Source organism: Niveispirillum sp. GW835-FHT14G11, from assembly GCF_058793615.1.
In genome coordinates, this window is record NZ_JBXAFZ010000008.1 from 134,989 (window position 1) to 148,995 (window position 14,007).

Sequence of the window (14,007 nt, forward strand, 5' to 3'; positions counted from 1 at the left end):
GGCTATCGGCGCAGGACAACCGCCGCCGACGCCACACCGAAGCCCAACGATACCAGGGCGATCAGGAAGGAGAGCCAGAAGGCCATCCTCACCTCGTCCAGCGAGGCATCCATAAAGGTCTGATATTGCGCGATGATGGAGTCGTTGGTCCGCGCCGCCGGCACCTCAGCCGCCAGCACGCTTTCCTGCTGGACCTTCCAGTTGGCATCCACCCCCGCGCCCGCGCGCACCGACCGGGTCACGGCCTGGAATCCGTCGGCCAGGGTCCTGTGGGTCTCGCGGATGCGCCCGGCCCGGTCCGGATCGACGGGATCCAGGGCGGTGCCCAACCGGTCGGCCTGGGCGCGGAATTCCGGGATGCGGGCATCCAGGCGCTGGCCCGTCTTCTCCCGCGTCGGCTCGTCGAAGATCATCAGCAGCGCATCACGCTGCAACGCCCGGCTGGTGGAACGCAGTTCCACCGCCGCTGCCGATACCGTCTGGGCATGGTCCAGCCCGCGCAGGGCGGGCCGGACCAGCAGCAGGCCGGTGGCCAGCAGCGCCACCAGCACCGGCACCAGCCCCGCCGCCAAGGCCGGCAGAAGGCGCCCGCGCGGCTGTTCCAGGTCCCACAAACGCTTGTTCATCACCGAAGCTCCAGTCCTACCGACGGTCATTGTCCATGACTGTCGGAGGCCAGCGACCGCTGGCCCGCCGCGCCCGGCACCTGAGGGGAACCGGAAAATGAGCCCCGCTTCTACCCGATCCAGCTGCTGTCCGCAGCCGTGAAGATGCGGCCTTCCGCCAGACCCCAGCCGATCAGATGAACCAGTGGGTTCATGCCGGCCGCCGCGATGTCGGGATGCCGTTCCAGATACGCGCTGACATCGAAGGAAGCCGAAGGATCGCGCCCTTCCCGCCAGCCATTATTCATGAAATGGTCCAGGGCGCGCACCCCGGCGGCCTTCACGTCCGGGTTCTGTTCCAGATACCAGTTGGCATCGAACAGCGCCGTGGGGCTGCGCCCCTCCGCCTTGCCGTGCAGCGTGTAATGCTGATAGCCGTTGCGGAAGATGCCCGCGGCCACGGCCGCCGCCACGTCGGGATTGACCGCCAGATAACCTTGCTCGCTATAACCGAGGGGCAGGTTGGCGGACATCCATTCCTCCATCCCGGTGAGCAGCAGCACACGGTCGGACAGGTACAGAAACTCCACATTGGCCAGTTCGCTGGCGATGGGGTTGCCCCAGGCCTTGACGCCCATCGCCACCGAGCCGTTGGCCATGCGGGCCAGATACAGCTGATCGATGGTCAGGTTCAGGCCGACCGCATCCACGCCGGCCCCGCCATCCAGCAGGTCGGGCCCGCCACCACCGACCAGCCGGTCGGCACCGGCTGCGCCGCGGATCGTGTCGCCATAGGCGCTGCCGACCAGCAGATCGTCACCGGCCGTACCCTGGGCCAGGTCGGTGGTGCGATAGCCGATGCCACCCGGCACGGCCACGAAGCGCGACAGGTCGAAACTGCCCGTCAGGTCCACGGCCGCGTCATAGCCGGCTTTGCTGTCCAGCCCGATCATGACGCGCACGCCGCCATCAATGGCCTGCACATGCACCTGCCCGTCCGTCAGGCTGGCACCATTGCCCTGGGTAATGGCGGAGACCGCCTTGATCTGCAGATTCTGGCCGACATAGGTGGCGAAGGTCAGCATGTCGCCTGCGGCGAAATCGGTGACCCTGTCCACACTGTCGAATTCCGGCGCATGGAACTCGAAATGATCGTACCCGGCCCCGCCGGCCAGGATGTCAGCGCCCTTGCCGCCCAGCAGCGTATCGTTGCCGCCGCCGCCATTCAGCGTATCGGCACCGTCGCCGCCATACATCACCTCCTGGCGCGCGGAACCGGTGACATGGTCGGCCAGGGCCGAACCCTCCACCCAGGCGCGTTCGATATTGCGCAGGATGTCGGTGCCCTGATCGCTGGTCAGGGTGCCTTCACCGATGACCACGGCAGCAGCCGGAATATTGGTGGCCGTGATGCGATGATAGAGGATGTCGTCGCCATCGCCGCCATCCAGCGTATCGTCGCCGGCACCACCCTCCAGCACATCATCATCCGCACCGCCCAGCAGGATGTCGGCACCCGCACTGCCATGCAGTTCGTCGATGCCGGCACCACCCAGCAGGCTGTCATCGCCGGCATCGCCATTGATGATATCGCTGCCGCCACCGCCATCCAGCGTGTCGTTGCCCGTCGTACCGTTCAGAGTGTCGTTGGTGTTGCCGCCATTGATGACGGAGCCGGCCGCAGCCGCCGCAGAGAGGATCATATGTGCCCACCCGTTCCCGGAACGGCCCCCCGCCCCGGGTGATGCACCCCTGCCCGCGCACCCTAGGAAACACGCATGGTGAAGGCAAGCCCATTCGCGCCAAACGGCTGGAAGTCGCCGCGTCTTCGCATGGAAACCCGGCCTCAGCCCAGCCAGGCCCCATCGGCGGCGGTGATGACACGTCCTTCGGCCAAGCCCCAGCCGATATAATGAACCAGCGGGTTCAGGCCGGCACCGGCCACATCCGGATTGCGGTCCAGATAGGCGGAGGTGTCGAAGGCAGCGGACGGATCGCGCCCTTCCCGCCAGCCATGGTTCAGGTAATGGTCCAGCGCCGTGGTCACCCGCTGGGCCACCGCCCCCGCCACATCGGGATTGCGTGCCAGATACCAGTCCACGTCGAACAGCACGGAGGTGGATCGCGCCTCCCCCTTGCCGAACGCCAGGTAATGGCCCAACCCGCTGGCGAAACCACCGGCGGCCACCGCCGCCGCCACGTCGGGATTGGCAGCCAGATAGCCCTGTTCGCTAAAGCCCAACGGCAGGTCCGCCCCCGGCGCCTGGGTCGCGGCTGGGGTCAGCACCACGACACGGTCGGTCAGGTACAGCAGTTCGACATCGACCAGCCGGTCCGCAACCGGCTGCCCCGCCTCATTGCTGGTCACCAGCGTGCTGCCATCGGCCTGACGGGTGATGGTGACCCCGCTGAAGGCCACCTTCAGGCCGGCCGCATCGACCCCCAACCCGCCGGTCAGCGTATCGGCACCCGCCCCGCCAAGCAGGCTGTCATCCCCCGCCCCGCCCGACAGCGTGTCGGAAAAGCGGCTGCCCAGCAGCAGGTCGTCGCCTGCCGTGCCGGTGAGGTTGCGCGGGGTCGCCAGGCGCACCTGTCCGCCCACCGCCTCGAAATCGCCCAGCACGAAGCTGCCGGACAGGTCGACACCCATGTCGAAGCCGGGGGTCGCATCCATCCCGATCAGCACGCGCACGCCGCCCGTGACGGTCTGCACCTGCGCCTGTCCCGCCAGCAGTCCAGCGCCATTGCCCGTCGACACCGCTGTGATGGGCAGCGACACCCACTGGCCCGACTGGCTCTGATGGAAGACCAGGGCATCGTCGGTGGAGAAGTCGGTGATCAGGTCGTACCCACCGACATCCGGCCCGTAGAACCAGAACTGATCCTGGCCCGTCCCACCGGTCAGCCTGTCGAGATTGGCACCACCGATGATCGTGTCATTGCCGCCGCCGCCATTGACCGTGTCGATGCCGGTCAGCCCGTCCAGCCGTTCCGGCCGGTCACTGCCCATGATGGCGTCATTGAAGCGCGCGCCGGTCAGGTGCACCTGCTCGATGCCGATCAGCGTATCCGTTTCCTGCCCCGTCACCACGATACTGTCGGCATTGATGGTGATGGTCAGCAGCGCATTTGCCAGCGTGAGGTGGTCGAAGACGACGATGTCGTATCCGGCCCCGCCATCCAGCGTGTCGTTGCCCGCCCCACCGTTCAGCGTGTCGTCATCGGCGGTGCCCGTCAGGCGTTCGGCGTTGGCGGTCCCGGTCAGGGTGCGGCCGGGGGCGGCCTGGGGGGATCTATCGGCCATGGATCACAGCTCCTGCACTTCGATGACGCCGGGGATGGATTTGAACGCCCCCCGGCTGGCGGCATTGATCGACACGGCACCGGGGATGGCGATCTCCACCTCGCGCAGCGCGTCCAGCTCCACGGCCAGCGTCACCTTGCCCCGCCCGGCCGGCAACCGCCCCAGCGTGGTCTTGATGACAGCAACGGCATGCACGTCATCCAGCAGGATGCGCAGGCCCGCGGCACTCTTGGACACCTCGTCCTCCAGCGACAGCACGCCGTGGCAGGTCAGGCGCAGTTCCTCGCCATTCTTCTGCGCATCGACGGACAGCAGCACGGCCTTGCCCGCCTCCAGCATCTCCCGGCTCTGGGCCAGCGTCTCGGCGAACAGGGTCACTTCAAAAACGCCCGACGCATCGGTTAGCGTTACGAAGGCGAAACGATTGCCGCTCTTGGCGGTTCGTTCCTGCTTGGCAACGATAATGCCGGCCAGCTTGAAGCGGGTGGACTTGGCGTCGCGCATCTGGCGGGGCAGGTCGGCGAACTTCACCACCTTCATGCGCGCCATGGCGGGGGCGAAACTGTCCAGCGGGTGGGCCGACAGGTAGAAGCCGATCGCGTCGAACTCGTGCCGCAGCTTTTCCAGCGGTTCCCAGTCCGGCACCTTGGGCAGGTCCGGCGCCTTCATGGCTTCCGACGCGCCGAACAGACTGGCCATGCCGCTGTCGCGCTGCTGCGCTTCTGCCTGGGCGTAGCGGACCACGGTCTCCAGGCCTGCGAAAAGCTGCTGGCGGTTGCGGTTCAGGCTGTCGAAGGCGCCGGCGCAGACCAGTTTTTCCAGCATGCGCTTGTTCAGCGCCGAACTGTCCACGCGGCGTGCGAAATCGAAAATATCCTTGAAGGGGCCATTGGTCTGGCGTTCCCGCACCACCAGTTCCATGGCCTGCGGACCCACGCCCTTTACCGCCGCCAGCGCATAGCGCACGGCACGGCTTCCATCGGCCATCGTCTCCACCCGGAAGCGGGGCGCCGACGCGTTCACGTCGGGCGGCAGCAGCCGGATGCCCAGCCGCACCAGTTCCTGGCGGAGCTGGTTCAGCTTGTCGGTATTGCCCATGTCATAGGTCATGGTGGCGGCCATGAACTCGACCGGATAATTGGCCTTCATGAAGGCTGTCTGATAGGCGACCAGGGCATAGGCGGCGGCGTGCGACTTGTTGAAGCCATAGCCGGCGAACTTGTTCACCTGATCGAAGATCAGGCCGGACTGTTCCGCCGGCACGGCCAGGGTCGCGGCCGAGCCGTCGATGAACTTGGCCCGTTCCTTCTCCATCTCCTCTTTGATCTTCTTGCCCATGGCGCGGCGCAGCAGATCGGCGCCGCCCAGGCTGTAGCCGGCCAGGACCTGGGCGATCTGCATCACCTGTTCCTGATAGACCATGATGCCGAAGGTTTCCTCCAGGATGGGCTGAAGGGCGGGATGCATGTAATCGGGCGCCTCCTGCCCGAACTTCACCTTGATGTATTTGGGGATATTGTCCATCGGGCCGGGGCGGTACAGCGACACCAGCGCGATAATGTCCTCGATCCGGTTCGGCTTCATGCGGCGCAGCACGTCGCGCATGCCCGAGCTTTCCAGCTGGAAGATACCGGCGCTCTCCGCCCGGCCCAGGATGTCGTAGGACTTCTTGTCCTCCATATCCAGGTCCAGCAGATCCAGCTCCGGCCCCAGATCGCGGACATGGTCCACGGCGGTCTTCAGGACGGTCAGGGTCTTCAGCCCCAGGAAATCGAACTTCACCAGGCCGGCCAGCTCCACATATTTCATGTTGAACTGGGTGACCGGCATGTCGGACCGTGGATCGCGATACATCGGCACCAGCTGGTCCAGCGGCCGATCACCGATCACCACGCCCGCCGCATGGGTCGACGCGTGGCGGTACAGGCCCTCCAGGCGCAGTGCGATGGTCAGCAGCCTGTCCACCGTCTCGTCCCCGCGCCGCATCTCCTGCAATTGCGGCTCCCCGTCCAGGGCCTGCTGCAGGGTGACGGGATTGGCGGGGTTGTTGGGGATCAGCTTGCAGATGCGGTCCACCTGGCCATAGGGCATCTGCAGCGTGCGCCCCACATCGCGCACCACGGCGCGTGCCTGCAATTTACCGAAGGTGATGATCTGGCCGACCTTGTCGATGCCATATTTCTGCTGAACATATTTGATCACCTCTTCACGGCGATCCTGGCAGAAATCGATATCGAAATCGGGCATCGACACGCGTTCGGGATTGAGGAACCGTTCGAACAGCAGACCATAGCGGATGGGGTCCAGGTCGGTGATCAGCAGCGACCAGGCGACCAGGCTGCCGGCACCCGAGCCACGGCCCGGACCCACCGGAATGCCCTGGTCCTTGGCCCATTTGATGAAGTCCGACACGATCAGGAAATATCCCGGAAACTTCATCTTGATGATGGTATCCAGCTCGAAATCCAGGCGCGCCCGGTATTCCTTCTCGATCGTCTCCTTCTCGTCTGCCGCCATGCCGCTGGTATAGACATATTTGTTCAGGCGGTAGGTCAGTCCGTCATGGGCCTGCGCCCGCAGCTCATCCGGCTCTTCCCGGCCATTGGCGCTGGCGAACGGCGGCAGGATCGGGTTGACCTTGCGCGGCATGTAGGCACAGCGCCGGGCGATGGTGACGCTATTGTCCACCGCCTCCGGCAGGTCGGCGAACAGTTCGCGCATCTCGGCCGGCGACTTGAAATAATGGTGGGGGGAGACGCGTCGGCGCTCCTCCTGCATCACATAGGCGCCATCGGCGATGCACAACAGCACGTCATGCGCCTCGTACATTGAGGCGTCGGCGTAGTAGGCGTCGTTGGTGGCGACCAGGGGGATGTCGTGGGCATAGGCCAGGTCGATCAGGTCGGGCTCCACCTTCGCCTCCGCCTGGGCCAGGGGTCCCTCGACATGGCGCATCAGCTCGATATAGAGCCGGCCGGGGAACAGGGCCTTCAACCGGTCCAGCAGGTCCAGCGCATGCGGCTTCTGCCCGTCCAGCAGCAGCCGGTTCAACCCGCCGCCCACCCCACCGGTCAGACAGATCAGCCCCTCGGTCAGGCCTTCCATCCGGTCCAGCGACACCTGCGGCAGCAGGCCCGTCTCCGTCTCCATGAACGCGACGGAGACCAGACGCATGAGATTCTGATAGCCCCGCTCGCTCTGCACCAGCAGCACCAACTGGTCGGCACCCGGCCCCAGCACGCGGCCCACCACCTTCTTCTGCGGTCCGAAGGGGGTGATCCACATCTGGCAGCCGATGATGGGCTGGATACCGTCGTCCGACGCCGCCATGGCGAATTCCAGGGCGCCGAACAGATTGCCCGTATCGGTCACCGCCACGGCCGGATAGCCGTGCTTCTTGCACAGCTTCACCAGTTCCTTGGTCTTGATCGCCCCTTCGGCCAGGGAATAGGCGGAATGGACACGCAGATGGATGAAACCGGGATCGGCGGGCATGGAATTTCCGGCGGCGGGACAGGACAACCGACCTTAGCGCGGATGGGAGACGGATTGCGACTCTGTCGGCTGCCTATTACCTGCCACGTAATCGACAGCCATCGTCCTGCATGGGAGAAAGGCCATCATCCATGGCAACAGGTCCCCCATGCCCAGCCCCGCCCGCCAGCCCGTTCCCCGCCGCCGCCCCACCAATGCCGAGGCTTTCGGGCCGCTGCTGAAGCGCTGGCGCGCCTCGCGCGGGATCAGCCAGCTGGACCTGGCGCTCTCCTGCAACACCAGCCAGCGGCACCTGTCCTTCCTGGAATCGGGGCGGTCGCGGCCATCGCGCGGCATGGTGTTGCAATTAGCAACGGCCCTGTCGGTACCGCTGCGCCATCAGAACGCCTTGATGCTGGCCGCCGGCTTCGCGCCGGCCTGGGACAATTCTCCGCTGGAGGCGCCGGAGATGGCGCCGGTGAAGGCGGCCGTCACCCACATGCTGGAGATGCAGGCGCCGTTCCCCGCCGTCGTGGTCGACCGCCATTACAACCTGATCCAGGCCAATGCGGGCGCCCAGCGTCTGCTGGGCTTCCTGGCCGGTCCCGCCATCGTCGGCATCCCCAATCCCAACCTGGTCCGCCTGCTGCTGTCGCCCGACATGCGGCATCTGGTAGAGAATTGGGAAGAGGTGGCGGCCTGGATGATCCGGCGCATAAGGGCGGAGGCCCTGCTGGAGGACCCGTTGCAGGCGGCGGGAGAAGACCCGTTCGCCGACCTTCTGGCCGATCCCGCCCTGGCCGGACTGGCGGCACCGTTTGTCGACGGGGCACCCGACGCCCCGACCCTCTATACCCGCTTCACCAAGGATGGGGTGCGGCTCTCCCTGTTCTCCATCATCGCCATGGTGGGCACGCCCCTGGATGCGGGCCTGCAGAACCTGCGGGTGGAATTGTTCTATCCGGCGGATGCAGCGACCACGGCCTGGTTCCGCGCGTCGGCCTGATATCCGCGTGTGACATCCCCGGCTGGCATCGCCCTTGCTCCTTTCCGGCTGAACCCGTGAAAGCGGCGGGGCTTGTTGCATTCCGCATCGCGCCCTGCACCTAACCCAATGAACATTGCATGGGGCGTGCTTTTTATGTCACAGTGCCGGCGAATCAGGCAAAAATTGCCCAGTTGACACCGCCATACTTCACTCGATGGATGCAAAGCTCCTCGTAAAGGCGGGAAAACGCTAGTATTTTGTGGCCGAACGCGCCCTTGCCTGACAGGAGTTGATCGACGTGGAGTCGTTTCTGCAAACCTTGCGGAATCTCGGCACCCTGCGCCTGGCGGGGATCGGGGCCGCCGTTCTGGTCACCATCGGCGCGATCGTGTTCTTCGCGGGGCAATGGTCCACACCGGCCCTGTCGCTGCTCTATAACGACCTGACGCCGGCCGATGGCGGCGCCATCGTGCAGCAGCTGGAAGCGCAGCAGATCCCCTACAAGGCCTCTCCCGACGGCACCCGCATTGAGGTGCCGGCCGACCAGGTCGGCCGCCTGCGCATGATGCTGGCCCAGCAGGGCATCCCCAGCGGCGGCAGCGTCGGCAACGAGATCTTCAATCAGCCGGAAGGGCTGGGCACCACTGCCTTCATGCAGCAGATGCAGCAGCTGCGCGCCAAGGAAGGGGAACTTGTCCGTTCCATCCAGACCTTGCAGCAGGTGCAAGCTGCCCGCGTGCAGCTGGTGCTGCCCAAGCGTGAATTGTTCGCCCGTCAGGCGCAGACGGCCACCGCCTCGATCCTGCTGAAGCTGAAGCCGGGCAAACCTTTGACCAAGGAACAGGTCGCGGCCATCCAGCAGCTGGTCTCCACCGCCGTGCCGCAGCTGGAGCCGGCCAATGTCTCCATCGTCGACGACAAGGGTAATCTTCTGTCGCGCGGCCTGCGCCCCAACACGCCGGAGGCCATGGCCGCCAGTGCGGAGGAACGCCGTCTGGCACGTGAGCGGGAACTGAGCCAGACCATCGAGGAATTGCTGGGCCGCTCCGTCGGCCATGGCCGCGTGCAGGCCCAGGTCTCCGTGGAGATGGATTTCGACCGCATCACCACCAACAGCGAGACCTTCGATCCCGACGGCCAGGTGGTGCGCGGCACCCAGTCCATTACGGAGAATAGCGAGAGCAACAACCGCGACGGCGTCGATCCCGTCACGGTGGCCAACAACCTGCCCAATGCCGACAGCGCCAACAATATCGCCGGCGGCAACACCGAGACGAAGAACCGTTCCGAAGAGACGGTGAATTACGAGATTTCCAAGACCACCAAGGTGCATGAGCGCGAGACGGGGCAGATCCGCCGCCTGTCGGTCGCCGTGCTGGTGGACGGCACGTACACGACGGCCGCCGACGGGACCCGCACCTACACCGCCCGCAGCGACGCCGAACTGGCACAGCTGCAGCGGCTGGTGCAGTCGGCCGCGGGTGTCGACCCCTCGCGCGGTGACAATGTCGAAGTGATCTCCATGCAGTTCTCGCGGCCGGAGGATGAGCTGGCGGGGATGGAGGAGACGATCTTCGGCATGCCAAAGGCCGACGTGATCCGCATCGCCGAGACGCTGATCCTGGCCATCGTCGCCATCCTGGTGATCCTGCTGGTGATCAAGCCGCTGGTCACCCGCGCACTGGACCGCTCGCCGCAGCTGGATGAGGAGCCCGACCTGCTGTCCGACGGCAGCGGCATGCCGCAGCTGGCCGGCCCCGGCGGTGGCGCGCTGGCCCGCGAACTGGCCATGGAGGCAGCGCAAGCCAACGAGGAGCTGGAGCAGATGATCGACATCAACCGGGTGGACGGCCGCGTCCGCGCCTCCTCGCTGCGCAAGGTGGGCGAAATCGTGGAGAAACATCCGGAAGAGGCCGTGTCGATCATCCGCAACTGGCTCTATCAGGAAAATTGAGGCGGCTGATCCATGGCCACCATCCAGAAGTTCCTTTTCGAGCAGGATTTCGAAGACGGGTTCGGCAACCCGGCGGGGAAGGCTGCCAAGGCCGCGCCCGAGCCGGAGCCTGAACCGCAACTGCCGCCGGCACCGCCCCCTCCCCCGCCGCCGCCCACCTTCAGCCTGGAACAGCTTCAGCAACAGGTGCGCCTCGCCAAGGAACAGGCGCGTGCCGCCGCCTTGACCGAGGGGATCGAGCAAGGCAAGGCGCAGGCAGAAACCCAGGACCAGCAGGAACTGGCCGCCGCCTTGCGCGCCGTGGAGGCCAGCCTGAAACAGCTGGTGACCGTCCAGAACAACCAGGCGCAGTTGCGGCAGGAGAATACGGCCCGCATCGCGCTGGCCATCATGCGCAAGCTGTGGCCGGGCCTGGTGGAACGCCAGGGATTGGCGGAGATCGAGGTCGTGATCGCCAGTTTCCTGGAAGAACTGGTGGAGGAGCCCAAGCTGGCCTTCCGCGTCCATGAGCGCTGGTTCGACGAGCTGCGCGGCCGCATCGGCGATATGGCCATGCGCCATGGCTTTGGCGGGCAGGTCAATGTTCTGGCCGATCCCAAGCTGCGCGAGATGGATGTGAAGGTGGACTGGACCGCGGGCGGGGCCGAGCGGGAGGTCGGGCGCCTGTGGGCGGATATCGAACGGCTGGCGGGCGACCTGCTGGCCGATTTCCCAGGCGGGCCCGATCAGGTGATGGCCCCCCGGCGGGAGGCCGCACTGTGAGCATGAACGACATGACATCCGGGAACGGGAACTGAGATGGCCGCCAAAGACGACATGTCGCTGAGCGATTTCGAGAATAGCCGGGGCGGCGGCGGCGGGGAGCTGGAGGCGCTTCCCGTCGTGAAGGATCTTGAATCCGTCTACGATATCCCCGTGCAGATCTCTGCCGTGCTGGGCAAGACCAACATGCAGGTCAGCACCCTGATGCGCCTGAACAAGGGAGCGGTGGTGGAGCTTGACCGCAAGGTTGGGGAAGCCATCGACATTTATGTGAACAACCGGCTGGTGGCGCGCGGTGAAGTGGTGGTCGTGGAGGACCGGCTGGGCGTGACCATGACCGAAATCATCAAGACCGAACGCGCGTGACGTCATGAACGACCGCGCCCCCACCCGCAACCGACCGGCCGCCCCGCCGCCACCGCCACAGGCGGCGGCTCCGGCCCCCGTGCCGCCGCCGGCCAAGGCGCCGCCGCTGCCGCGGATGCGCCGCCGACTGGACCTGGCCACCATCGTGGGCCTGTCGTCGGGCCTGCTGCTGGTGCTGGGCGCTTTGACCATGGGTGGCGGCGGCATCGCGTCCTTCATCGACATTCCGTCGGTACTGATCGTGCTCGGCGGCACCGCCGCCATCACCAGCATCTCCTTCTCCCTGTCCGACATCCGGGCGGCGGGCCGCGCCCTGTCCGCCACCATGGTGGCCAGCACGCCCGACCCCCGCGCCGCGGCGCAGACGGCCCTGTCGCTGGCGGAATTCGCCCGGCGTGGCGGGCCACTGGGGCTTCAGCCGCTGATCAAGTCGACGCGCGCATGGCCGGTCCTGTCCAAGGCCGTGGAACTGATCGTCGATGGCTTGCCCGCCGATGATGCCGAGCGCATCCTGCGTACCGAGATCGAGGCCAACCTGGCCCGGTCCCGCACGGCATCGGCCGTGATGCGCCGCGCGGCAGAGGTGGCCCCGGCCATGGGCCTGATCGGCACGCTGGTGGGGCTGGTGCAGATGCTGGGCAACCTGTCCGACCCCTCCACGGTCGGGCCGGCCATGGCGGTGGCGCTGATCACCACCTTCTATGGGGCCATCCTGGGCTCCATGGTCTTCTCCCCCATCGCCGCCAAGATCGACCGCAATGCCGAACAGGAGGCGCTGGTGGATGGGCTCTATCTGCTGGCCGCCGGATCGGTGGCGCGGCAGGAAAATCCGCGCCGCCTTGAGGTGCTGATCAATACCGTGCTGCCGCCCGAACACCGGGTGGCGGCCTATCAATGACTTCGATGTCGCGCTTTGAATTGAACGACCGGACCGGTGAGTGAAAGGGTAGGACGATGCGTCTTCTGATCGTGGGAACACTCGAAGGCTATATCAGCGCCGCCGGCAAGATCGCGCTCCAGAAGGGCGCGAAGGTCGCGCATACCGACAGCATTGAGGGGGCGCTGAACGCACTGCGCACCGGCCAGGGCGCCGATCTGGTGATGATCGACGTGAAGCTGGATGTGCGCACCCTGGTCGATGCCCTGAAGAACGAGCGCTTCGCCGTACCCGTGGTCGCCTGTGGCGTGGGCACCGATGCCCAGGCTGCGGTGAAGGCCATCCGGGCGGGTGCCAAGGAATATATCCCCCTGCCCCCCGACGCCAACCTGATCGCCGCCGTGCTGGAGGCGGTGGCGGAGGAGAGCCACGCCATCGTCAGCCGCGACCCCGCCATGGCCGCCACCCTGAGTCTGGCCGACCAGATCGCGCCCAGCGACGCCTCGGTCCTGATCACCGGGGAAAGCGGCACGGGTAAGGAGCTGATGGCCCGGTACCTGCACCGCAAGAGCCGGCGGTCGGGCGCGCCCTTCGTATCGGTCAACTGCGCCGCCATCCCGGAGAACCTGCTGGAAAGCGAGCTGTTCGGCCATGAAAAGGGTGCTTTCACCGGCGCTGTCGCAAGGCGTATCGGCAAGTTCGAAGAGGCCAATGGCGGCACCCTGCTGCTGGACGAAATCTCCGAGATGGACCTGCGCCTGCAGGCCAAGCTGCTGCGCGCCATCCAGGAACGGGTGATCGACCGGGTGGGCGGCAATACGCCCGTGAAGGTCGATATCCGCATCCTGGCCACCTCCAACCGCGACATGCTGTCGGAAGCCAAGGCCGGCCGATTCCGTGAGGATCTGTATTTCCGCCTGAACGTGGTGGCCTTGCAGCTGCCGCCGCTGCGCGAACGGCCGCACGACATCGCCCTGCTGGCCCAGCATTTCGCCACCAAATATTCCGAAGCCAACGGTCTGCCCGAACGCCATGTCGGCCCCGTGGCCATGGCCCTGCTGCAGGGCCATCATTGGCGCGGTAATGTGCGCGAGCTGGAAAACACCATGCATCGCGCCGTGCTGCTGTCACGCGGCACGGAGATCGGCACCGACGCCATCCTGCTGACAGGCGCGGAGCCCAGCTATGCTCCGCAGCCGGCCCCGGCACCTCAGCCGGCACCTGCCTATCAGCCACCCGCGCCGGCGGCCGTGCCCGGCGCGTCGCGCGCGGCCAGTTCCTACGGCAATGCCTCGATCTATTCCCCGCAGCCTTACGCGCCGCAACCCTATCCCCCGCCGCCGCCGGCCCCGGTGATACCCCTGGCCGAGCCGGGCAACGCTTTCGTGCCGGGGGTGGGTTCCGCCACCCAGGCACTGGTCGGCCGCACCGTGGCGGATGTGGAGCGTGACCTGATCATCGATACCCTTAAGCATACGCTGGGCAACCGCACCCACGCCGCCAATATCCTGGGTATCTCCATCCGCACGCTGCGCAACAAGCTGAAGGAATACAGCGAGGACGGCGTGCCCGTGCCCCCGCCGGCCGGCGGGGTGGAGGATGACCGCGCGGTGGGGTGACAACCACGCCGTAGAGTATAGTTTCCCGTCCAACCCCCTGATCAAGGCCAAGACCGCC

At 66.2% G+C, this 14,007-nt stretch carries 10 protein-coding genes; 6 read left to right on the forward strand and 4 right to left on the reverse strand.

Translation table 11 applies throughout. The features are described from left to right. Positions 1-2: 2 nt before the first annotated feature. The 4 genes from AC1Q7F_RS16095 to dnaE all read right to left on the reverse strand — a co-directional run bounded on the left by AC1Q7F_RS16095 (position 3) and on the right by dnaE (position 7,404). Positions 3-626 (reverse strand): hypothetical protein, encoded by a 624-nt coding sequence (locus tag AC1Q7F_RS16095; RefSeq protein ID WP_492508610.1) that lies wholly within the window; start codon positions 624-626, stop codon positions 3-5. 110 nt (positions 627-736) lie between these two features. Continuing rightward, on the reverse strand, positions 737-2,308 hold the full coding sequence (locus AC1Q7F_RS16100) for a calcium-binding protein (protein ID WP_492508612.1): 1,572 nt from the start codon (positions 2,306-2,308) through the stop codon (positions 737-739). A gap of 143 nt (positions 2,309-2,451) precedes the next feature. Then, entirely contained in the window at positions 2,452-3,909 is a 1,458-nt protein-coding gene (locus AC1Q7F_RS16105; protein ID WP_492508614.1) for a calcium-binding protein, read from the reverse strand. Positions 3,910-3,912: 3 nt separating this feature from the next. Then, a complete protein-coding gene (gene dnaE / locus AC1Q7F_RS16110; protein WP_492508616.1) occupies positions 3,913-7,404 on the reverse strand; it encodes a DNA polymerase III subunit alpha in 3,492 nt (1,163 codons plus the stop codon). 148 nt (positions 7,405-7,552) lie between these two features. Between dnaE and AC1Q7F_RS16115 the strand changes: the two genes are divergently transcribed. The 6 genes from AC1Q7F_RS16115 to AC1Q7F_RS16140 all read left to right on the forward strand — a co-directional run bounded on the left by AC1Q7F_RS16115 (position 7,553) and on the right by AC1Q7F_RS16140 (position 13,949). Further along, positions 7,553-8,389: a helix-turn-helix domain-containing protein gene (locus AC1Q7F_RS16115; protein WP_492508618.1), complete on the forward strand. Its 837-nt coding sequence runs from the start codon at positions 7,553-7,555 to the stop codon at positions 8,387-8,389. A 280-nt stretch (positions 8,390-8,669) separates the two neighbouring features. Next, positions 8,670-10,325, forward strand: a complete 1,656-nt coding sequence (gene fliF / locus AC1Q7F_RS16120) for a flagellar basal-body MS-ring/collar protein FliF (protein WP_492508620.1) — start codon at positions 8,670-8,672, stop codon at positions 10,323-10,325. Positions 10,326-10,337: 12 nt separating this feature from the next. Then, on the forward strand, positions 10,338-11,087 hold the full coding sequence (locus AC1Q7F_RS16125) for a FliH/SctL family protein (RefSeq protein ID WP_492508622.1): 750 nt from the start codon (positions 10,338-10,340) through the stop codon (positions 11,085-11,087). 36 nt (positions 11,088-11,123) lie between these two features. Continuing rightward, complete coding sequence (gene fliN, locus AC1Q7F_RS16130) at positions 11,124-11,453, forward strand: flagellar motor switch protein FliN (protein WP_492508624.1); 330 nt, start codon at positions 11,124-11,126, stop codon at positions 11,451-11,453. A 4-nt stretch (positions 11,454-11,457) separates the two neighbouring features. Beyond that, complete coding sequence (locus AC1Q7F_RS16135; RefSeq protein ID WP_492508626.1) at positions 11,458-12,351, forward strand: motility protein A; 894 nt, start codon at positions 11,458-11,460, stop codon at positions 12,349-12,351. Positions 12,352-12,407: 56 nt separating this feature from the next. Beyond that, positions 12,408-13,949, forward strand: a complete 1,542-nt coding sequence (locus AC1Q7F_RS16140) for a sigma-54-dependent transcriptional regulator (RefSeq protein WP_492508628.1) — start codon at positions 12,408-12,410, stop codon at positions 13,947-13,949. The last annotated feature ends 58 nt before the right edge of the window (positions 13,950-14,007 follow it).

Coding starts and splice junctions, on each gene's coding strand:
- AC1Q7F_RS16095 (WP_492508610.1), bottom strand. CDS start 626: ATGAACAAGCGTTTGTGGGACCTGGAACAGCCGCGCGGGCGCCTTCTG.
- AC1Q7F_RS16100 (WP_492508612.1), bottom strand. CDS start 2,308: ATGATCCTCTCTGCGGCGGCTGCGGCCGGCTCCGTCATCAATGGCGGC.
- AC1Q7F_RS16105 (WP_492508614.1), bottom strand. CDS start 3,909: ATGGCCGATAGATCCCCCCAGGCCGCCCCCGGCCGCACCCTGACCGGG.
- dnaE (WP_492508616.1), bottom strand. CDS start 7,404: ATGCCCGCCGATCCCGGTTTCATCCATCTGCGTGTCCATTCCGCCTAT.
- AC1Q7F_RS16115 (WP_492508618.1), top strand. CDS start 7,553: ATGCCCAGCCCCGCCCGCCAGCCCGTTCCCCGCCGCCGCCCCACCAAT.
- AC1Q7F_RS16125 (WP_492508622.1), top strand. CDS start 10,338: ATGGCCACCATCCAGAAGTTCCTTTTCGAGCAGGATTTCGAAGACGGG.
- fliN (WP_492508624.1), top strand. CDS start 11,124: ATGGCCGCCAAAGACGACATGTCGCTGAGCGATTTCGAGAATAGCCGG.
- AC1Q7F_RS16135 (WP_492508626.1), top strand. CDS start 11,458: ATGAACGACCGCGCCCCCACCCGCAACCGACCGGCCGCCCCGCCGCCA.
- AC1Q7F_RS16140 (WP_492508628.1), top strand. CDS start 12,408: ATGCGTCTTCTGATCGTGGGAACACTCGAAGGCTATATCAGCGCCGCC.